This is a genomic window from Bradyrhizobium sp. ISRA464 (assembly GCF_029910095.1).
Taxonomy (GTDB): domain Bacteria; phylum Pseudomonadota; class Alphaproteobacteria; order Rhizobiales; family Xanthobacteraceae; genus Bradyrhizobium.
In genome coordinates this window covers 743,498-762,924 of sequence record NZ_CP094526.1, presented here as the reverse complement: position 1 = coordinate 762,924, position 19,427 = coordinate 743,498, and the positions used below count along the sequence as shown (strand labels likewise).

14 protein-coding genes are annotated in these 19,427 nt (G+C 64.6%); 6 read left to right on the top strand and 8 right to left on the bottom strand.

The features are described 5' to 3' along the window. Positions 1–907 precede the first annotated feature (907 nt). The 3 genes from MTX19_RS03550 to MTX19_RS03540 all read left to right on the top strand — a co-directional run bounded on the left by MTX19_RS03550 (position 908) and on the right by MTX19_RS03540 (position 3,075). On the top strand, positions 908–1,180 hold the full coding sequence (locus MTX19_RS03550; protein WP_280982464.1) for a hypothetical protein: 273 nt from the start codon (positions 908–910) through the stop codon (positions 1,178–1,180). 177 nt (positions 1,181–1,357) lie between these two features. Beyond that, positions 1,358–1,576 (top strand): hypothetical protein, encoded by a 219-nt coding sequence (locus tag MTX19_RS03545; RefSeq protein ID WP_280982463.1) that lies wholly within the window; start codon positions 1,358–1,360, stop codon positions 1,574–1,576. Between the two features lie 293 nt (positions 1,577–1,869). After that, positions 1,870–3,075, top strand: coding sequence for an ABC transporter substrate-binding protein (locus MTX19_RS03540; protein ID WP_280982462.1), 1,206 nt, complete (start codon positions 1,870–1,872; stop codon positions 3,073–3,075). 181 nt (positions 3,076–3,256) lie between these two features. On the opposite strand, the gene MTX19_RS03535 is transcribed toward MTX19_RS03540, so the two are convergent. From MTX19_RS03535 to MTX19_RS03525, 3 genes are all read right to left on the bottom strand, one after another. Further along, positions 3,257–4,219, bottom strand: coding sequence for an alpha/beta hydrolase (locus MTX19_RS03535; protein ID WP_280982461.1), 963 nt, complete (start codon positions 4,217–4,219; stop codon positions 3,257–3,259). Between the two features lie 61 nt (positions 4,220–4,280). Continuing rightward, the gene (locus MTX19_RS03530; protein WP_280982460.1) at positions 4,281–7,769 is read right to left on the bottom strand and encodes an acyl-[ACP]--phospholipid O-acyltransferase; all 3,489 of its coding nucleotides are present in this window, start codon (positions 7,767–7,769) and stop codon (positions 4,281–4,283) included. Positions 7,770–8,074: 305 nt separating this feature from the next. After that, on the bottom strand, positions 8,075–8,332 hold the full coding sequence (locus MTX19_RS03525; protein WP_280982459.1) for a hypothetical protein: 258 nt from the start codon (positions 8,330–8,332) through the stop codon (positions 8,075–8,077). A gap of 53 nt (positions 8,333–8,385) precedes the next feature. Between MTX19_RS03525 and MTX19_RS03520 the strand changes: the two genes are divergently transcribed. Next, entirely contained in the window at positions 8,386–9,003 is a 618-nt protein-coding gene (locus MTX19_RS03520) for a TetR/AcrR family transcriptional regulator (RefSeq protein ID WP_280982458.1), read from the top strand. A gap of 3 nt (positions 9,004–9,006) precedes the next feature. On the opposite strand, the gene MTX19_RS03515 is transcribed toward MTX19_RS03520, so the two are convergent. Further along, complete coding sequence (locus tag MTX19_RS03515; RefSeq protein WP_280982457.1) at positions 9,007–9,426, bottom strand: hypothetical protein; 420 nt, start codon at positions 9,424–9,426, stop codon at positions 9,007–9,009. Positions 9,427–9,698: 272 nt separating this feature from the next. On the opposite strand from MTX19_RS03515, the gene MTX19_RS03510 reads away from it, so the two are divergent. Together MTX19_RS03510 and MTX19_RS03505 are read left to right on the top strand one after the other, a co-directional pair. After that, complete coding sequence (locus tag MTX19_RS03510) at positions 9,699–11,381, top strand: phospholipase D-like domain-containing protein (RefSeq protein WP_280982456.1); 1,683 nt, start codon at positions 9,699–9,701, stop codon at positions 11,379–11,381. A 101-nt stretch (positions 11,382–11,482) separates the two neighbouring features. Then, a complete protein-coding gene (locus MTX19_RS03505) occupies positions 11,483–13,750 on the top strand; it encodes a DUF2235 domain-containing protein (RefSeq protein ID WP_280982455.1) in 2,268 nt (755 codons plus the stop codon). Between the two features lie 98 nt (positions 13,751–13,848). Here the strand turns inward: MTX19_RS03505 and MTX19_RS03500 are convergent, their stop codons facing one another. The 4 genes from MTX19_RS03500 to cobT all read right to left on the bottom strand — a co-directional run bounded on the left by MTX19_RS03500 (position 13,849) and on the right by cobT (position 19,367). Next, a complete protein-coding gene (locus tag MTX19_RS03500; protein ID WP_280982454.1) occupies positions 13,849–14,949 on the bottom strand; it encodes an LLM class flavin-dependent oxidoreductase in 1,101 nt (366 codons plus the stop codon). Positions 14,950–15,145: 196 nt separating this feature from the next. Further along, positions 15,146–16,258 (bottom strand): NADH:flavin oxidoreductase/NADH oxidase, encoded by a 1,113-nt coding sequence (locus MTX19_RS03495; RefSeq protein WP_280982453.1) that lies wholly within the window; start codon positions 16,256–16,258, stop codon positions 15,146–15,148. A gap of 136 nt (positions 16,259–16,394) precedes the next feature. Then, positions 16,395–17,468: an esterase-like activity of phytase family protein gene (locus tag MTX19_RS03490; RefSeq protein WP_280982452.1), complete on the bottom strand. Its 1,074-nt coding sequence runs from the start codon at positions 17,466–17,468 to the stop codon at positions 16,395–16,397. A gap of 3 nt (positions 17,469–17,471) precedes the next feature. Beyond that, a complete protein-coding gene (cobT, locus tag MTX19_RS03485) occupies positions 17,472–19,367 on the bottom strand; it encodes a cobaltochelatase subunit CobT (protein WP_280982451.1) in 1,896 nt (631 codons plus the stop codon). Positions 19,368–19,427 lie beyond the last annotated feature (60 nt).

Sequence of the window (19,427 nt, the reverse complement as noted above, 5' to 3'; positions counted from 1 at the left end):
CGGCGCCAGAAGCCACCGCGTTCACGCGCTACTGCGATCGGGGATTCGGGGGAGAGATCGGTCGCAAGATCACTCGAGAGAAACTGCTAACGAAAACCAGCTCGCCCATCGGGGCCTGCCCGCGTCCCGCAAGACGTCTTGGTCACGCAGAAACCGCATGCCAAAGTTCGGTTGCGGTGACAAGCTGTCGCAACCGCTGGCGCGTCGCGGTACGGACGATTGCAGGCCGCCTGCGCCAAAAATCGAATTTTCTTCGCATTTTCAACGCGACACACCCTGTCCAGTCCCCGCTGCGAAAATATTCCTCTTCCCACCCACCCCAACTCAGCATTACAAACCCCGCGTCCCGCCTCCTCTGAGAGGGGCGTATCGCGATCGTCACGGACGTTGGGTGCGGGATGCGGTGGACGCGAGGGGCGCGCGTGACGTGCGCGCTTCAATCGCGGACGGTGAAAGCGTGTGGTCCTGACGCCCTAGTGGCTGGTGTCCTCTCGCGAAACGCGACAGCGTTTCTGCGAGGGCGGTGACAAGCAAGCCCAGTCTCGCCGGGGAGAGCACGTATAAGCCGTAAAACCATCCGCGCGGGGAACGCCGGGATTGCCCGGCCGTACCTGTGGTCCTACCCCCGTGCTTTTTTTGTTGCACGGGGCCCATGGGTGCGTGCTGGCACCCGGCGTTCCCTGCGCCCTCTGCTTCATAAGCGAGGGTCCAAACTGCCGCAAAGCTCGGGCCGATCAGGCCGCGAGACTACGCGCGCTCATCCCTCTGCTGTCTGACATGTGAATCGATCCGACCTGCGCGCCGCGGCGCGCCGCCGCGTGGGCGCGATGATGGAGCAGGCGAAGGAGAATTTGCTTCGAGTCGTCGCGCGTGGAGCAAAGCAATCCATCGCGCGAGCCGTGGAGAGATGGATGTTTTCGTCGGCGCGCATGACGCAGCAGGGTTGCTGCTGACAATTCCCGCCATGACGATCGGAATGATCGCTCGACGCGGTTGTCCGGTGAAAGAATCGTTAACGAAAAACGCCTTTCAACAAAGAAGATTTCAAACTCAGGAGCGAGCCGGCCTGTCGCGCGAAAAGCCTTTTGGCAAAGGGGAATCACGTCATCGCGAGACATCATCACGAGCGCATGAGGCGCATGCAAAACGCCACGATCTCTTTCATAAATTTGTAGTCTAACGAGACGCTCAACCACGCTCGCGATTCGGCGCGGCACCCTCCGCAAAACTAGCGGGACCGTGAAGAGGATCACGGTCGGCACAACTCATCGTGAGGCGCGTGCGCCGCACCCTTGGGAAGAAGCCGGGCCCCACCTAGATCGTAGCTCAAGAACGACCCACGCAAAGGATTTGGTAAATGCAAGTTCGCGCATTCGATACGCGCGGAAGACTGGTGCCTGCGCTCGCGGCCGCCGCCGTGGCGGTGCTGGCAACGGCCGCGCTGTTTCTCCTCGAATTCAACCCGCCCCGCAATGTCAGCGTGGGCGACCCCGGCATGATCACCACCGCCGCCGCCAACCGCGCCGGCGCCATCGTGCTGCCGACCGATCCCGAAACCACGGGCAGCGTTCGGTAAGACGCCTGTCAGCGAACTCCAACAGCGTCGTCCCGGCCTAGTGCGCAATTGCGCACGGGGGCCGGGACCCATTACCCCGAATGCATCTGTGGCACGACGCTGGGGCCACATTCCGCATAACGGCAAAGAGCGGTGGCTATGGGTCCCGGCCTGCGCCGGGACGACGGCAAATCTGAGCGGCACCACGCCGCATTTTCGCATCCCTGCCCCAGCTTCTCGCCACAAGCCTGACGCACGCGACCTGCGTAAGCTCCCTCTTGCGAACAACAATAAACGCATAGGGAGGCTCTCGAATGATGTGGAAGGCCATCACGGTCGCGGCGGTGCTCTTGGCTGCGGCACAGGCGCAGGCTGCCGAGAAGAAATATGGCACCGGCGCCAGCGACACCGAGATCAAGCTCGGCCAGACCTCGCCGTTTTCCGGCGCGGCGTCGGCCTACAGCGTGATCGCGAGGACGCAGGCCGCCTATTTCAGGATGATCAACGACCGGGGCGGCCTGAACGGGCGCAAGATCAATTTGATCACGCTCGACGACGGCTACTCGCCGCCGAAAACGGTGGAGCAGACCCGCAAGCTGGTGGAGCAGGAGGAGGTCGCCGCGATCCTCAATCCGCTGGGCACGCCGACCGGGCTGGCGGTACGCAAATATCTCAACGACAAGAAGGTGCCGCAGCTCTTCGTCGGCGCCGGCGCCACGCTGTGGGGCGACTACGCGCATTATCCGTGGACGATCGGCTTCCAGCCGTCGTACCAGGCCGAGACCGCGGTGTATGCGAAATATGTGCTGGCCAACAAGCCGGACGCCAAAATCGCGCTGTTCTACCAGAACGACGACGCCGGCAAGGACTATGGCAACGGCTTCAAGAAGGGGCTGGGGCCGGAGAACACCGCGAAAATGGTGGTGGCGGAAGCGACCTATGAATCGACCGACCCGACGGTCGACAGCCAGATCGTGAAGCTGAAATCGTCGGGCGCCAACGTGCTGTTCATGCACGCGATCCCCAAGCAGGCGGCGCAGGCGATCAAGAAGATCGGCGAGATCGGCTGGAAGCCCGACATGTTCTTCCTCGCGGCGACCTCGACCTCGGTGTCCTCGGTGCTGAAACCGGCCGGCTTCGAATACTCCAAGGGCATCATCTCGTCCTACTCGCTGAAGGATCCGAACGACCCGCAGTGGAAGGACGATCCGGATGTGATCGCCTGGCAGGACTTCATGAAGAAATATTTCCCGGAAGGCAATCTGCAGGACCAGCTCATCGTCTACGGCTATGTGGTGGCGGAGGCGACCGTGCAGGTGCTGAAGCAGTGCGGCGACGACCTCACCCATGAGAACATCATGAAGCAGGCCGCCAACCTCGACACCACGCTGCCGATGCTGCTGCCCGGCATCAAGATCAAGACCTCGCCGACCGACTACTTCCCGATTCAGGCGATGCGGTTGCAGAAATTCAACGGCGAGACCTGGGAGCTGTTCGGCGACACCATCGGGAATGATTGAGGGAAGCGATTTAAGGCTGGCCTCTCCTCATCGTCGTCCCGGCCTAGTGCGCAATTGCGCACGGGAGCCGGGACCCATTACCCCGACCGGATGGTGTGGCGCGACGCTGGGGGCCACAGCCCGTTGCAACAACAGGCTGTGGTGGTTATGGGTCCCGGCCTTCGCCGGGACGACAGGAGAGTTACGCCCCCTTCTCCAACAGCACCTTGAAATCGGCCCGCGCGCGTCGCGCTTCGGCGCGGGCGGCGTCCGAGGCGTCGCCGAGGCCGAAATAGCCGTGGATCAGGCCTTCGCCGGAGTGATACGTCACCGGCACGCCGGCCGCCTGCAACGCCCTCGCATAGGCGTGGCCCTCGTCGCGCAGCGGATCGAACCAGGCTGTGGTGACCACGGCCGGCGCGACGCCTTTGAGGCTCTTGGCGCGCAGCGGCGAGACACGCCAGTCGGTCCCTTGCGCCTTGTCGGCAAGATAGTGTCCGCAGAACCACTCCATCACCGCGCGCGACAGGAAGTAGCCCTCCGCATTCTCGGCGCGCGACGGAAACCTGGCGTTCTCCGCCGCGTCGGCGAAATTGCCGACGACATCGGTGACGGGATAGACCAAGAGCTGCCCGGCAAGCTTGATGCCGGCATCGCGGCAGGCGAGCGCAGTGGTGGCGGCGAGATTGCCGCCCGCGGAATCGCCGGCAACGCCGAGGCGCGACGGATCGCCGCCGAATTCACCGAGACGCGCGACCACGTCGCGGATGGCCGCGAATGCATCCTCGAACGCGCCGGGGAAGCGCGCCTCCGGCGGGCGGCGGTAATCGACCGAGATCACCACCGCGCCGGTCTCGATCACCAGGTTGCGGGCCTGGCGGTCGTGTGTCTCGAGATCGCCGGCGACCCAGCCGCCGCCGTGGAAGAAGATCACCGTCGGCGCCTTGCCGCTGCCGTTGCGATAGAGCCGCGCGGCGAGCTTGCCCACGGCGCCCTGCACCTCGATGTCGCGCGCGACCTCGACCGGCGGCGGCGGCACCGCCGCCCGCGCATCGGCCAGCGCCCGCAGCTGTTCGCGCGCGCTCTTCGGCGTCATGGTCGTGGGGTCGCGCAGCGGCAGCAGCGGAATGATCTTCTCAATGACGGGGTCGAGGGGCAGAGGCATGATGGTGCTTTCTCAGGAGCAGTTGCCTTATCTGACAACATGCTCCCGAAAAGCACAACACTCATGCGACGTGCTGCTGCAACGGCTCCGGCTCGATCTGGGCCGGCTCATCCCGCGGCACGGAATCAGACCGTTCGGCCTGCGGTTCAGGTGCGGCCGCAGCAAGTTGCTCCGCGAGTTCCTTGGCGAGCGCGGTGGCGCCGACATAGTCGGTCTTGCCGGTGCCGAGCAGCGGCACCTTGTCGACGACGCGGATGTCGGCAGGCACGGCGAGCTCGGAGGCGCCGGTCGCTTTCGCCTGGCGCTGCATCGCGGCGCGGTCGGCATCCTTCTGCGTGGTGAGCAGCACGATGCGTTCACCCTTGCGTGCATCGGGGATCGAGACCGCGACCGAGGTCGCCTGCGGCCACAACGCCGCCGCCATCGACTCCACCGCCGACAGCGAGACCATTTCGCCGGCGATCTTGGCGAACCGCTTGGCGCGGCCCTTGATGGCGATGAAGCCTTGCGCGTCGACCGTGACGATGTCGCCGGTGTCGTGCCAGCCGTCCGGCAATGGTTCGAGCACGCCGGGATTTTCCGCGCGGAGGTAGCCGAGCATGACGTTCGGGCCGCGCACTGAGAGCCGTCCGCCTTCCTCGATGCCGGGGACCGGATCGAGGCGGTATTGCATCAGCGGCGAGATGCGGCCGACGGTGCCCTGGCGGTTCGCCATCGGCGTGTTCATCGCCAGCACCGGCGCGGTTTCGGTAACGCCGTAGCCTTCGAGGATGCGGATGCCGTAGCGCTCCATGTAGATCTGCCGGGTACGCTCCTTCACCGCTTCCGCGCCGGCGATCACCAGCCGCAGCGTGCGGAAGTCATAGGCATGCGCGGAGCGTGCATAGCCGGTGAGGAAGGTATCGGTGCCGAACAGGATGGTGGCGCCGGTCTGATAGATCAGCTCGGGCACGATCCGGTAATGCAGCGGCGACGGATACATGAAGATCGGGATGCCACCGAGGATCGGCATCATCATGCCGCCGGTAAGACCAAAGGAGTGGAACACCGGCAGCACGTTGAACACCTTGTCGTTGGCGTTGGCATCGACCCGCGCCAGCGCCTGCGCCGCGTTGGCAAGGATGTTGCGGTGGGAGAGCACGACGCCTTTCGGCGTGCCTTCCGAGCCCGAGGTGAACAGCACGACCGCGGGATCGTTCGCCTTGCGGGCGACGCGCGGCGCGGTGCCGGCGCGAAAGCCCTGCAGCTTGTCGACCAAGCCGATGCCCGCCCTGACGTCCTCGAGATAGACCACGCGGGCCTGCTCGGCGATCGCGGCGATCAGCCTGTCGAGCTTGCCCTTCTCGATGAACGCCTTCGAGGTCAGTACGGTGCGGACCTGCGCGGCCTTCATCGCGGCCAGCACGTTGACCGGGCCCGCCGAGAAATTGAGCATCGCCGGCACGCGGCCGATGCTCTGCAACGCCATGAACACGACCGCGACGCCGGCCGAGTTCGGCAGCAGCACGCCGACATTCTCGCCGACCGAGGTGCCCTGCTCGAGCTTGCGGCTCAGCACCTGCGCACCGAGAATCAGCTTGCGGTAGGTCAGCTTGGTGCCGAGCGCGTCCTCAACGATCGGCTTGCCGGTGTCGCGATCGCGATAGGCGTGGCCGAGGCCTTCGAACAGCGTCTGGTCGAGCATGGCATTCTTGACCATGGCATCGATCATCACGTCCTGCAGCGCGGCGCCGGCGGCGTTGCGGCGTGCCTTGCCCTTCAACGACTGGTCGACCGGCAGCTTCACCGACGGCAGGATCGAGATCGTCACCTTGGGGAACCAGGAGCGCTTGATCTCGCCGTTCTTGAGATAGCTGAGATGCGAGCGCTGCGCGCCCTCGATGCGAACCGGGACGACCACGGCGTCCGCCTTGTCGGCGATCATCGCGGTGCCGTCATAGACCTTCATCAGCGAGCCGGAGACGGTGATGCGCCCCTCCGGGAAGATCACGACCGGCTCGCCGGCGGCGACCAGCTTGATCAGGTCGCGCGCGGCCAGCGGCTTGGTCGGATCCATCGTGTAGTGCTTGATCATCTTCAGGAACGGCCTGGCCCACCAGGCCTTGGAGATGCCGGTGTCGACCGCGAAGCTCGCGTCGATCGGCAGCATGGCGTGCAGCAGCGGACCATCGACCAGGCTGACATGGTTGGGCGCGATCAGCATGCGCGTGCCCGCCGGCGGCAGGTTCTCCATGCCGCGCACCTCGAGGCGGAACAGCGCGCGGAACAACAGCGCGCCGAAATCGCGCACGCCCTCCTTGCCCCACTTGCCCAGCACGAACCACACGGTGCCGAAGCTCGCAATCGCGAGGCCGAAGAAGATCCAGGCGATCGCAAGCCCTGCGGCCTGCAGCAGCGCCACGAACAGGGCGCCAGCGACCATGAAGCCGGCCTGCAGGATGTTGCCGGCGGCGATGATGCGGGCGCGCTCGGACGGCGCAGTCCAGGCCTGCACTGCGGCGAAGGACGGCACCACGAACAGGCCGCCGCCGAAGGCGAACAGGAAGAAGTCGACGATCATCCGCAAGCCGCCGAACGAAGTCGCGAATGCAAAGGCGGTGACATCCTTGCCGAGCGCGGTGTGGCCGATCGCCCAGGCGAGATCGAGCCCAACCACGCCCATCACGATGGCGCCGATCGGCACCAGCGCGAGATTCGGCCTGACATGGCTGAGCTGCGCGGCAAACAGCGAGCCGGCGGCGATGCCGATCGCGAAGATCGCAAGGCACAGCGTGACGACGCCCTCGGTGCCGCCGACGCCCTCCTTGATCAGCGCGGGCAGCAGCGAGAGCACGATCGCGCCGACCATCCAGAACCAGGACACGATCAGCATGCCGTCCCACAGCCGCGGCTCGGCATAGAGCGACTTCAACAGCCGCACCGTCGAGGTCCAGGGATTGGCCGTAATCGGCAGATCAGGCGCGGAGGGCTGCGTCACCGGAATGCGCGACGCAAAGCCCCAGGACAGCACCGAGAGGCCGACCACGGCGGTGCAGATCCAGCCCATGTGGCTCGCCTCCGCGACGAACAGGCCGCCGGCGATGGTGCCGATCAGGATCGCCATGAAAGTCGCGCCCTCGACCAGCGCGTTGCCGGTGGCGAGTTCCGACACCGGGAGCTGGTCCGGCAGGATGGCGTATTTCACCGGCCCGAACAGCGCGGCGACCACGCCGAACAGCGCCAGCGCGACGAACAGCAGCGGGATCGAATGCATGAAGAAGCCGGTGGCCGCGAAGGCCGCGGCGAAGATCTCGAAGAATTTCAGGCGGCGCGCGACGACCGACTTGACGTATTTGTCCGCAAGCTCGCCGCCGAGCGCCGACAGCACGAAGAACGGAAAGATGAAGACGGCACCGGCGATCGTGACCAGAGTCGGGCCCTGGCCTGTGGTCGCGCCGTAAAGCAGGATGATGACCAGCGCGTTCTTCAGCACGTTGTCGTTCAATGCCGAGCAGAACTGGGCCCAGAACAGCGGCGCGAAGCGGCGGGACGACATCAGTTCCTTTATCATGACCGTTTCCTTGTGTTCGGGCGTGGGGCGCCGAAGGGTCTGCAAGCAGGCGTGTCAGGGGATGGCGAGCGATGTAGGAATGAGGCGGATGCCGCAATCTTAGTCTGCCTCGCAACGTATCGGTTCGAACCGGCGCAAAATCACCCGCGCCGGGCCGGGACGCCGCGACATTGCCCGGCAGGGATGTACGAGACCTTTCGCGGGCGTACGACCGACCGGGGGAGACAGAGGTGTGCGGGGACATGGTGAGTGCTTTGTTGAGGATTCGATGACAATTGCCGATCGCCGGCGGCTGTGTGTTGTGCTCACGTCAATTCGCTCAAGCCGGCGAACGGCGACAGCGAGCGCTTGCGCGGATTGCGACCGTGGCCGCTCGACGACGCGCCGCTCAGCGCGCGCCGTCGGGCGCGCCGCTGCTCCAGAACCCCTGCGACGTCGCAGGCGCAGGCGATACGCTCGACTGGTGCGGTCGCGAGGTGGACGACGATGCGGCCAAGGCCCTTCGCGAACCCGATCGCATCGTCGGCGAAGGTGGTGGTCAGTTGAAGTGCTAGCATCTGCATTTGAGTGGTCTCCGATGTAGACTTGAGCAACGCTCAAACTTAATAATGCGAAAATGAACATTGTTCAAGACGAATCTCGACGAGAGCGCAAAAAGGTCCAGCGGCGCGCTTTGCTGATCGACATCGCACGCCGCTTGATCACCACTAAAGGTCTGAGATCATTGAAGGTTCGCGATGTTGCCGAGGCCGCCGGCTGCTCCATCGGCAGCGTCTATAACGAGTTCGGCGACTTCGACGGCCTGATCCTCACGGTGAACCGCGAGACGGTTCAGGCGCTAACCGCCCGGCTCAAGACAGTTCCGGCCGACGATTCCCTCCGCCAGCTGCACGGGCTCGCCGGTGCCTATCTCGGCTTCGCGACCGAGCACGCCAATCTGTTGCGTTCCCTGTTCGAGCACCGCATGGAGGGCGACCGGCCGTTCCCGGAAGATATCCTTACGATGGTGATGGATGCGTTCGCGCTGATGCATGCGCCGCTGGCGCGGCTGTTGCCCGATCGCGATCCCGAGGATGTGGCGCTGCTGTCGCGGATGATGTTCTCCGCGGTTCACGGCATCATTTCACTGGGGCTCGAGGAGCGCATGGTCGCGGTGCCGCCTGCGCAGCTGCGCGAGCGGCTCGCGCAATTCATCGACACGCATCTCGAAGGGCTCGGCCTGGCGCGCGACTGACGTTCAGGCGCGCCTGCGCGCAATCGTGCCGGCGACAATCTGCATGGCAACGCCGAGCACCCACCCGACCATGACGGCAGCGGTCCAGGCAAAATCGGGCTCGCCGCGCAGCACGATCACGCCGACCGAGAAGAATGCGACCAACGTCGCGAGGAAGGTCCCAACCGCGCTGAGGAACTCCGCCGCATCGACCTTGCGCGGCGTCTTGCCGTCCAAGGGATGAAAGGCGAGCTGCGGCGTGTCGATGCCGAGATAGAAGCCGACGGCGCCGCAGAGCATCATGATGAGCAGGAACGCCTGAGAGGTCAGCGCCGAGACGCTCGACCCGACATGGACCGCCACGAACAGGCCGCTCGCTGCTCCTGCCATGGCAAGGCCGAGACGTTCCAGGATATGTGCGAATTTCCGTACGCGGGCTCGCATGGTGCTGCCCTCACCGGTTGCATCTAACAGGTTAGGCCGTTTTTCCCGGCCTTGAAAGGCGCGAGTGGCTCACATGAGCGCGACTTCGCCCCAACCGGCACGTCATCAATCTGTGATCCAGCCTACAGACAGGGTTGCAGATTAACCGCCATACTTCCTTTGCTAGCGGTGCAGCAACGCGACCGATACGAGGCCACGGATCTTCGGAAGGAGCCGACGCGTCCAATTCATATTGACCGGATATTTCTCGACAGCGATTCGGAGGCATCACCGTGATTGCAAGAATTCAGGCTTTTCCAACCACTGACGGCATCTTCGTGGTCTGGGAGGTGTCGGCGATGATCCCGAACTGCCTCGGCTTCGCGCTGTATCGCCAGCAGAAGGGCAAGAGCGCGAGCGTTGTCGACACCTGGGTCGGATTCGAGGATCAGGCGCAAGGCCACAAGAACGGCGAGCATCGGCCGAGCACAGAATGGCCGGTGCAGAAGACGAACTGGACCGATTTCCTTGCCCCAAGCGATGCGCCGGTTCGCTACGGTGTCGTCCCGGTCCTCAAGGACGGTAACAGCAAGGTCAAGCCCACGGCCAACGCGCCGTCGACATGGACCGATTATGTCTCCGCTATGCCGTCGGGCCCGCTGAAGCCGTGGTTCAACCGCGGCACGATCTCGGCGCAATGGCTGTCGCGTGCGATCGGTCAGGACCGCAAGCCGGCGCAGACGCTGGACAAGGCGATCTCGACCAAGGGCAACAAGATCCGCGACTTCCTCAAGGGACAGCTCGGTGCCCGCCTGCTCGCGCTGCTGGCCGATGCGAAGGCGAAGAAGCGCGACGTCTATCTCGCGCTTTACGAGCTCAACGACCCCGAACTGATCGCCGCGCTGAGTGCGCTGAAGGGCAAGGCACATGTCGTGCTCGGCAACAGCACCGGCAAGTCCGACGCCACGGCGAAGGACACCGAGAAGAACGCCGGTGTGCTGAAGAAGGCCGGCGTCGACATCGTTCGCCGCAAGATCGCGCCGAGCCGCTACGCCCACAACAAGTTCGCGGTGTTCTGCGACGGCGCGCAAAAGCCGCAGGTGGTCTGGACCGGCAGCACCAACTGGACGCGCACCGGGCTCTGCACCCAGAATAACAACGGGCTCGAGATCACCGACGACAAGATCGCCGCCGCTTATCATGATCATTGGAAGATGATCTACGCGGACGGCAGCAAGTCTCCGAAGGCGCTGGCGACGGCGGGTGATCGGGAGTGGCCGTTCACGATCGGCAACTCTGATATCAGCGTCTGGTTCACGCCGACCACCAAGAGCGGTGACCTCAAGGAGGCCACCAGGATGATCGAGGACGCCGAGCATGGCGCGGTGTGCCTGATGCTCAATCCGGGCAACAACGGCCTGCTCGGCCCGATCCTGGAGAAGGCGCAGGACAAGAACCTCTATGTGCGCGGCGTGCTCAACAATTTCCCGGCGCAGGGCAAGGACAGCCCGAAGGATCAACTGCAACTCTTGACCAGCGACGGTCAGCAGCAGGTCTTCAAGGGCAAGCAGATCGCCGACGTGATCCGGCCGGCCGGAATCGACAAGACCGCGGACTGGTGGCAACGCGAGATCACGAACACCGGCAAGTTCATGATCGCCGTGCACAGCAAGGTGATCGTGCTCGACCCCGCAGGCAAGAACCCGGTCGTCATGACGGGCTCACACAATTTCAGCGACCGCGCCAGCACCAAGAACGACGACAACCTCGTCATCATCCGTGGCGATTCGCAGCTGGCGCTGACCTATGCCGCACGCATCGTCAGCATCTACGGCCAGTATCGCTGGCAAGCCTGGCGCAACACGGCTGAAGGCCAGAAGGACAAGGGACTGAAGCGCAGCGATACCTGGTTGAGCAGCCGCATCGGCAAAGGCTGGGCGGAAACCGAGACGCGGTTCTGGCTCGGCACGACGTAGCCGTGGACATCGCCGCGCTCGGCTCATGACGTGAAACGCGGAACGGCGTGGCCGTCCCGCTACAACCTGTTCGTTCAGTTCTTTTCAACGAGTGCATTTCAATGGCCAGTCCCAAGATCATCATTCTGTCTGATGGTACCGGCAATGCCGCCTCCAGCGTCTGGCGCACCAATGTCTGGCGGATCTTTCAAGCGCTCGACCTGCAGAGCAACAGCCAGGCCGCCAAATATGATGACGGCGTCGGCACATCGTCTTTCGTTCCGCTCGCCATTCTGGGCGGCGCCTTCGGCTATGGCCTCAAGCGCAATATCCTGGACGCGTACAAGTTCATCTGCCGCAACTACGACCATCAGAACCATTCGAAGATCTTCCTGTTCGGATTCAGCCGTGGTGCATTCACCGTGCGCGTGCTCGCCGCGCTGATCCTCGATCAGGGCCTGATCGTCGCCGACACTGAATCCGAGCTGCACGACGGAGCCGTGAAGGCCTACCGCGCCTATCGCGCCAAGGGTTACCACTCGGTATGGCGCATCGAGGTGCTATTCCGGGCCATTCGCGACTACGTCCTCGTGCCGGTGCTGGACCGCGTTCAGGGCAACAAGCCGTATGCAAGGATCGCGCGGAGGCTGATCCCGGCGATCGAGTTCATCGGCATCTGGGATACCGTCGCGGCTTATGGCCTGCCCATCGACGAGATGACGCGCGGCATCAGCAACTGGGTGTGGCCGCTCGAACTGCCGAACCGCATTCTCAGCCCACGCGTCAACTGCGCGCGGCACGCACTGGCCCTCGACGACGAGCGCACGACCTTTCATCCGGTGCTTTGGACCGAGCAGGAGCCAGGACAGCTCGCACCACCCGTGCCGGCCACCATCGATGGCGAGCGCCTCGTCCAGGTATGGTTCGTGGGCATACATGCCAATGTTGGTGGCGGCTATCCGGACGATGCCGTCGCGTTCGTGCCTTTGGCATGGCTGGTCGACGAAGCCGTCAAGCGCGGTCTCGTCTTCAAGAGCGCGCCCGTTGCCGATCCCGACGCGATCAAATCGATCAGGTCATCCGAGGACAAGGACGGCCGCCTGTACGATTCGCGCGCGGGGCTAGGCGCCTACTACCGATACGGTCCGCGCAAGGTCGCCGATCTCTGCAACGATCCTTACGTCGGCGTCAGCGTGCCAACGCCCAAGATCCACGAAAGCGTGTTCGAGCGGATCGATAGCGGCTGCAATGCCTACGCCCCGATCGGGCTGCCGCCCGACTATGTTATCGTCTCCCGAAGCGGCCAGATCACGCCTCTGGGCGCCGGAACGTTCGAAACGCCAGCTGGCGCGCCGGCACGTCATGCGGCCCAGGAGAAGCTTTGGAACTACGTCTGGATGCGCCGGATCACCTATTTTGCCACGCTGGCGGCATCGCTGCACCTGGCGGCGTTCTGGCTGTTCCACAACCAGCACAAGGAGCACGAATTCAACTCCTCCTTCAGGATGATTTCCGAGTTGGTGCGCTTCGTCGAATCGTTCCTGCCCAATTCGTTTCATTGGTGGACCGATTGGTACGCAGGCAATCCGGAATGGTTCGCCGGTGGGATCATCGCTGTTGTTGTGCTGATGGCAGTGGGCAACTCGCTCAGCGCAACGATCAGCGACAGGATGCGGATCATCTGGCGTGATCGCGTGAACCCGGCTCCACTCTCCGGGCTCATGCATGATGCGATCTACAAGTTCCGCACCAGCGCGATCTATCAGTGGATCCTCAATGTCGGGAAACGACACGTCGTGCCGTTCCTGCTCGCCGTCGCCATGGTCTGGTTCGGCGCAACGTTGCTCAGCCATTTTCTGTTCAACGCGGCGGACTCGATGGGCGCATTCTGCCAGGGGACAGCGGCCGACAAGCTTGTCGCCGTCGACAAGGGCGTTCCGCAGGACGCCGTCGACTTCAACACCACCGCGATCTGCGCGCCGACCGGGCTCAAGGTGCGCACCGGTTTCAAGTACGAAATCGCGATCACCATGACGGATGCCTGGGAGGACGGCGAACGCACGGTCACACCGGTCGGATACCGGACCTCGACCATCGAGCGTTCAAAGCGCTGGCGCGGATACGCGACGATCTTCTTGCGGCGCATCCTGTTCCGGCCATGGTACAGGCTGATCGCGCGCGTCGGAGAAACCGGAGTCGACGAGTATTTTCTGGATCCGGCGCCTGTGCCGAGCACCGACCCGCAAGTCTACAAGGCAAGGTTCACGGCCGACCGCAGTGGCGAGATCTTCCTCTATGTCAACGAGGCCGTCATCGGATTGCCGTGGCTCTCCAATTGGTTCTATCGCGATCACAAGGGTAAAGCGAAGGTAACGGTGAAGTTGCTGTGACGTGGTGCAGCCTGCGTCGTTGTGTCAGTGTCGCTGGACGACGAATATAACGCACGGGGCAACAACGCCGCCCCGCGCTCTGCCTCACGCTCTTAGGGTTACGCCGCGCGTCCGAGCGAAGCGTCGAGATGCTTCAGCCGCGGCATCACTTCCTGCTTCAGGAGGCGCAGCGAATTGTGCCAAGCTTCGGGCTTGTGCTTGTAGTCGAAGCCGAACACCAGCAGCACGCCGAAGCCGCCGACCTCCTGATGGATCTTCTCGATCTTCTCGATGACGGTCGCCGGCGAGCCGATGATCCAGTTGTGGCGGGCGCAATATTCGACGGTGACGTCGCTGTCGGGCACGTCGGGCGAGGCCTTCAGATAATCCTTGAAGCCGAAATGGCCGAGCAGCGGCAGGAAGTACTCGCCCATCATCCGGCCCATCATGTCGCCGACCGAGATCTTCCAGGCTTCTTCATCGGTGTCGGCGACGAACACCTCGCGCACCATCCGCCAATCCTTGCGGCTCGGCTTGCGGCCGGTCTTGGCCGCGCCGGCCTCCACCGACTCCCAGTGGCTGCCGACATAGGCGGGGTTGAGGTTGAGGCTCATCGGGATGAAGCCGCGCTCGCCGGCGAGCTTCAGCGTGTCGGAGTTCTTCGACAGGCCGGCGACCCCGATCGGCGGATGCGGCGCCTGCACCGGCTTGATGTGGGGTTTGAGGAAATCGAACATCGTGTCGGGCTTGGTGACCGTCCAGTACTTGCCCTTGTGGGTCCACGGCGCCGGGTCGGTCCACATCTTCAGGATGATCTCGAGCGCCTCGCGGGTCATGTCGCGGTTCTGCCCCGACATGCCGTCGACGTTGAACATCGCCCAGTCGCTCGGCAGGCCGCTCGCCGCGACGCCGAAATTCAGCCGCCCGTTCGAGAGGTGGTCGAGCATCGCGACGCGGTTCGCCAGCTCCGCCGGGTGATGATACGGCAGCAGGAAGCCGCCGGGCCCGATGCGGATGTTCTTGGTCTGCATCAGCGCCTGCGCGATCAACAGATCCGGCGACGGATGCGGCTCCCACGGCGCGGTGTGATGCTCGCCGATCCAGGCCTCCTGATAGCCGAGCTCATCGAGCCAGCGCAGGGTCTGCAAATCCCAGTCGTGGCCCTCCTTCAATCCGCACTCCGGCGGATGCGACGGCATCGCGAAGTATCCGAGTTCCATGGGGGCTCCTCTCCTCTTTGTTCGATGCGTGTCTTTCCGCACGCGAGCGAAGAGTACCTCCTTTGGTTGCGGCAGAATAATGGCTTTTGGCCGAGCAGCATTCGTAGTCTGGATGGAGCGAAGCGCAATCCGGGAGCAATCTAACCAAGTCGAGCAAGGTCCCCGGATTTCGCTTCGCTCCATCCGGGCTACAATCCTACCTTGCCCCGAACGTGGTCTTGCCGAACAACGCCTTCTGCGTCGAGGGCTGTGAGCGCCAGTATTGCGGCGGCGCGCTCACCTCGCCGCCGAGCTCAGCGGCGGCGTGCCAGCCCCAGCGCGGGTCGTAGAGCATGGCGCGGGCAAGCGCGACCATGTCGGCCTTGCCGGAGGCGACGATCTCTTCCGCCTGCTTCGCTTCCGCGATCAGGCCGACCGCCATCGTGGTGACGCCGGTCGCTTCCTTCACCGCCTGCGCCGCCGGCACCTGATAGCCAGGGGCGAGCGGGATCTTCTGCAACGGCGAGACACCACCGGAGGAGACATCGACCCAGTCGACGCCGCGCTTCTGCAATTCCCTGGCGTACGCGATGGTCTGCGCGACGTCCCAGCCGCCCTCGACCCAATCGGTCGCCGACAACCGCACGCCGACCGGCTTGCGGTCCGGAAACGCGGCGCGCACCGCATCGAACACTTCCAGCGGGAAGCGCATCCGGTTTTCGAGCGAGCCGCCATACTGGTCGGTGCGCTTGTTGGCGATCGGCGACAAAAACTGGTGCAAGAGATAGCCGTGCGCGCTGTGCAGCTCGAGCGCATCGATGCCGAGTCGCTCGGCGCGCCTGGCGGCTGCTACAAACGCATCGCGGATGCGCTTCAGGCCAGCGTCATCCAGCGCCAGCGGCGGCGCCTCGCCGTCCTTGTGCGGGACAGCCGATGGTCCCACCGTCTGCCAGCCGCCTTCCGCAATCGGGATCAATTGCCCGCCCTCCCAGGGACGACGGCTCGACGCCTTGCGGCCGGCGTGGGCAAGCTGCATGGCGACCGCGGCCTTCGAATGCTTGCGCACCGCGGCCAGGATCGGCTTCAGCGCCGCCTCGTTGGCGTCGCTGTACAGGCCGAGGCACGCCGGCGTGATCCGCCCGATCTCCTCGACATGGGTGGCCTCGATGCAGAACATCGCGGCGCCCGACAGCGCCAGCATGTTGATGTGCGTGAAATGCCAATCGGTGGCCGAGCCGTCGACCGCCGAATACTGGCACATCGGCGAGACCATGATGCGGTTTGGCAGTTTCAGGCCACGCAACTCGATCGGGGTGAACAGGGTGCTCATGCAAGGACATCCGGACCTAAGGAAAACGCGCGCCTTAAGATAGAGACGGCACGCGCGATCACCAACTGTCCGGCGCGCCGAACGGCCCGGGCGCAGATCAGCAATGCGGTAGCGGAGATCCCCTTGCGGGGGCACCTCACTCCATCAGGGTGAACTGCAGCAGCAGGTTGCGCTGGATCGGCGAGAAATTGTCGTCGGAGACCATGGTCAACACGGTCTCGCCGTCCGCCGTCACATGGGCGTCGATGCCTTCCATGTTGTCGATCTCGTTGCCGAGATCCGCGTTGAAGATCGCCGGACCGTCGACGACGGCACCGGGTGCAATCTCAGACAGCGCGAGGCGACGGATGCGGATGCCGACGCCCCCGATCCAGGAGAATTTCCGCTCCAGGATGAGCAGATCGCTCGAAGGCAGCAAGACCGCATCGCTGATGTCGAAACTCTCGGTACGCCGCACGCTGAACTGCCCAGGCGTCTTGCCGCCAACGAGAAAGGCCATGAGATTGCCGCTCGGATCGAGCCCGCGTTCGGAGAGCGCTATCAGCGTGCCGGCAAGCGGCAGGCCCTTGGGCACGAAGACCAGCGCCTCGAGCCCCTTGTTGAGGGGAAGCTTGCGCACCGCCGGTGGCATCGGCACCACCTCGCCGAGCGCACGGGTAAAGCCCTTGGCGAAATCGTAGCGCAGCACCTGGTTGACGCGCTCGAGCCCGACATAGACCACGGAGCCGTCGAGCGCGATCGATTCCGAATCGTACCAGTTGCGGGACGTGATCGGCTTGCCGTCAGGGCCGAGCAGCGGCGCCGCCTCGACATCGTCGAGCCCAACCATCTCCCGGCCGCGATAAACGATGCGGCCGGTGAACCAGCTTCCCTTGTCACTGATCGCGATGAAGCGTTCGCCCTTGGGATCGAGCCGCAGGCCGGACAGCCCGCCGAAGCCGGGAAACGGCGAGGTCAGGATCAGGCCGCTGCGATATTCCAGCGCGCCGAACCGCGTCCGCGCACGATCGCGGATATCGAACGAGGGCAGCGGCCGCGCCTTGACCTCGATCGAGACCGGCTCGCTGACGGAATACGGGCTCGGCTTGGCGGCCCGCTTCGGCGGCGCCTGCGTCGCGCTCTGCGCCTGCGCGAGGCTTGGGAGCGCGGCGGTCAACAGCGCCGCCGCCACATCCTGCAGGAAGCGGCGGCGGTTAGGGGGTGGGCGCATGTCTCACGAGTGGAGCCGGCGACGGGTGCCCTGCGCGGGGGCGGCGCCGTGGGTCTCACTGAACAGCTCGGCGAGCTTTTCGGTGATGGCGCCACCGAGTTCTTCGGCGTCCACGATGGTGACGGCGCGACGATAATAGCGCGTGACGTCGTGACCGATGCCGATCGCGATCAGCTCGACCGGCGAGCGGGTCTCGATCTCCTCGATGATGTGGCGCAGGTGCCGCTCGAGATAGTTGCCCGGATTGACCGACAGCGTGGAATCGTCGACCGGCGCGCCGTCGGAGATCATCATCAGGATGCGGCGCTGCTCGGGGCGTGCGAGCAGGCGCTTGTGCGCCCAGTCCAGCGCCTCGCCGTCGATGTTCTCCTTCAGGAGACCCTCGCGCATCATCAGGCCGAGATTCTTGCGCGCGCGCCGCCACGGCGCGTCCGCCGACTTGTAGATGATGTGGCGGAGGTCGTTGAGGCGGCCGGGATTGGCCGGCTTACCGGCGGCAAGCCATGCCTCGCGCGATTGCCCGCCCTTCCAGGCGCGCGTGGTGAAGCCCAGGATCTCGACCTTGACGCCGCAACGCTCCAGCGTGCGCGCCAGGATGTCGGCGCAAGTGGCGGCGACGGTGATCGGACGGCCGCGCATCGAGCCGGAGTTGTCCAGGAGCAGCGTCACCACGGTGTCGCGGAACGTCGCCTCCTTCTCATGCATGAAGGACAGCGGGTGATAGGGATCTGTCACGACGCGCGACAGCCGCGCCGGATCAAGGATGCCCTCCTCGAGATCGAACTCCCAGGCACGGTTCTGCTGCGCCATCAGGCGGCGCTGCAGGCGGTTGGCGAGCCGCGCCACGATGCCCTGCAGATGCGCGAGCTGCTTGTCGAGATAGGAACGCAGCCGCTCGAGCTCGTCGTGATCGCAGAGATCTTCGGCCGCGATCACCTCGTCGAACTTCGGCGCGAAGGCATGATATTCCGGACCGCGCGGTTCGTTTTGGCCGCGGGCGTTCGGCCGCGTCGCCTCGCCCGGCGTTTCGTCGTCGCCGAGCTCGCCGTCGTCGAACGTGTCGCTGGTGGAGGCCTGTGCGCTTTCCATCGCGCTTTCGCTCATCTCTTCTGCCGTGGCCTGCGCCTGGTCGGCGCTCATCTCCTGCGCGGCGTCGGAATCGGGCGAACCTTCGGCGCCGGACTGATCGTTGTCGCCGTCCGGATTTTCGTCCTGATCGTCCTCGTCGGTGTCCATGTCGCGTTCGTCGCCGAGATCGAGCGCCGACAACAGATCATGCACGAGGTCGCCGAACCTGGCCTGGTCCTCGGTGAAGCGGCTCAGCTTGTCGAGCCGCGTCCCGATCTTGTCCTCCAGCACCGGGCGCCAGAGATCGACCATCTTCTTTGCGGCTGCGGGCGGCGCAAGGCCCGTGAGGCGCTCGCGCACCAGCATCGCCAGCGCGTCCGACAAGGGCGCGTCGGCGCGATCGGTGATCTCGTCATACTTGCCGCGATGGAAATGATCGTCGAGCATCGCGGTGAGGTTCTTCGCAACGCCGGCCATCCGCCGCGAGCCGATCGCCTCGACCCGCGCCTGCTCGACCGCCTCGAACACCCCGCGTGCCTGCGGATTGCCGGGCATCAGCTTGCGATGCACCTTGGGATCGTGACAGGCGATCTTCAGCGCGATCGAATCGGCATGTCCACGCACGATCGCAGCATCACGCTTGGTCATCTTGCGCGCCGGCTCCGGCAGCCGCGCCTTGCCGGGTGCAAGTCCCGGGCGTTCGGCAGCGAAGCTGACCTCGAGCTCGGGCTTCTTAGCGATGGCGCGCAGACACGCGGTTACCGAGCGCTTGAACGGCTCGGTCGGCGCTTCCTTCGAACCGGGACGGAATTTGATGTTGGAGGTTGTCATAGCGATTTCGTCAACCAATGGCGCGTTATGCCGCGATATCCCTCACTCCAACGTCACCGT

Coding starts and splice junctions, on each gene's coding strand:
- MTX19_RS03500 (WP_280982454.1), bottom strand. CDS start 14,949: ATGGAACTCGGATACTTCGCGATGCCGTCGCATCCGCCGGAGTGCGGA.
- MTX19_RS03490 (WP_280982452.1), bottom strand. CDS start 17,468: ATGCGCCCACCCCCTAACCGCCGCCGCTTCCTGCAGGATGTGGCGGCG.
- MTX19_RS03545 (WP_280982463.1), top strand. CDS start 1,358: ATGCAAGTTCGCGCATTCGATACGCGCGGAAGACTGGTGCCTGCGCTC.
- MTX19_RS03550 (WP_280982464.1), top strand. CDS start 908: ATGGATGTTTTCGTCGGCGCGCATGACGCAGCAGGGTTGCTGCTGACA.
- MTX19_RS03540 (WP_280982462.1), top strand. CDS start 1,870: ATGATGTGGAAGGCCATCACGGTCGCGGCGGTGCTCTTGGCTGCGGCA.
- MTX19_RS03505 (WP_280982455.1), top strand. CDS start 11,483: ATGGCCAGTCCCAAGATCATCATTCTGTCTGATGGTACCGGCAATGCC.
- MTX19_RS03535 (WP_280982461.1), bottom strand. CDS start 4,219: ATGCCTCTGCCCCTCGACCCCGTCATTGAGAAGATCATTCCGCTGCTG.
- MTX19_RS03525 (WP_280982459.1), bottom strand. CDS start 8,332: ATGCAGATGCTAGCACTTCAACTGACCACCACCTTCGCCGACGATGCG.
- MTX19_RS03495 (WP_280982453.1), bottom strand. CDS start 16,258: ATGAGCACCCTGTTCACCCCGATCGAGTTGCGTGGCCTGAAACTGCCA.
- MTX19_RS03530 (WP_280982460.1), bottom strand. CDS start 7,769: ATGATAAAGGAACTGATGTCGTCCCGCCGCTTCGCGCCGCTGTTCTGG.
- MTX19_RS03515 (WP_280982457.1), bottom strand. CDS start 9,426: ATGCGAGCCCGCGTACGGAAATTCGCACATATCCTGGAACGTCTCGGC.
- MTX19_RS03520 (WP_280982458.1), top strand. CDS start 8,386: ATGAACATTGTTCAAGACGAATCTCGACGAGAGCGCAAAAAGGTCCAG.
- cobT (WP_280982451.1), bottom strand. CDS start 19,367: ATGACAACCTCCAACATCAAATTCCGTCCCGGTTCGAAGGAAGCGCCG.